Here is an 885-nt window from a genome sequence, read left to right as displayed (position 1 = left end):
AGCAAGCACAAGCGCTTCAGAATCAGCATCAACAAGTGCGAGCCAATCAGCAAGCACAAGCGCATCTGAATCGGCATCAACAAGCGCATCTGAGTCAGCAAGCACATCAGCATCAGAATCAGCATCAACAAGCGCATCTGAGTCAGCAAGCACATCAGCATCAGAATCAGCATCAACAAGCGCGTCAGAGTCAGCAAGCACATCAGCATCTGAGTCAGCGTCAACAAGTGCATCTGAGTCAGCGTCAACAAGTGCGAGCCAGTCAGCAAGTACATCAGCTTCTGAATCAGCATCGACAAGCGCGAGTCAATCAGCAAGCACAAGCGCTTCTGAGTCAGCGTCAACAAGTGCCTCAGAATCAGCAAGCACATCAGCTTCTGAGTCAGCATCAACAAGTGCATCAGCATCAGCAAGCACAAGCGCTTCTGAGTCAGCGTCAACAAGTGCATCAGCCTCAGCAAGCACAAGCGCTTCTGAATCAGCGTCAACAAGTGCGTCAGAGTCAGCAAGTACATCAGCATCTGAGTCAGCATCAACAAGTGCGTCAGAATCAGCAAGCACAAGCGCTTCTGAATCAGCATCAACAAGTGCGTCAGAATCAGCAAGCACAAGCGCTTCTGAATCAGCGTCAACAAGTGCGTCAGCTTCAGCAAGCACATCAGCATCTGAGTCAGCGTCAACAAGTGCATCAGAATCAGCAAGCACATCGGCATCTGAGTCAGCATCGACAAGTGCATCAGAATCAGCAAGCACATCGGCATCTGAGTCAGCATCGACAAGTGCGTCAGCTTCAGCAAGTACATCAGCTTCTGAGTCAGCAAGCACAAGCGCTTCTGAATCAGCGTCAACAAGTGCGAGCCAGTCAGCAAGTACATCAGCTTCTGA

The 885-nt window shown here is 50.3% G+C and carries 2 protein-coding genes; both read right to left on the bottom strand.

The window, feature by feature from the left end:
* The coding region (locus tag QM424_RS09790) for a hypothetical protein (protein ID WP_414394558.1) at positions 1-201 on the bottom strand (201 nt) is incomplete at its 3' end.
* 105 nt (positions 202-306) lie between these two features.
* Positions 307-885, bottom strand: a 579-nt coding sequence (locus QM424_RS09785; protein ID WP_414394556.1) for a hypothetical protein, incomplete at its 5' end; no start/stop codon positions are given.

It is taken from the genome of Streptococcus mitis (assembly GCF_047464945.1).
Taxonomy (GTDB): domain Bacteria; phylum Bacillota; class Bacilli; order Lactobacillales; family Streptococcaceae; genus Streptococcus; species Streptococcus mitis_EA.
The sequence above is the reverse complement of the archived record's forward strand: the minus strand, read 5'-3'. Positions and strand labels throughout refer to the sequence as shown.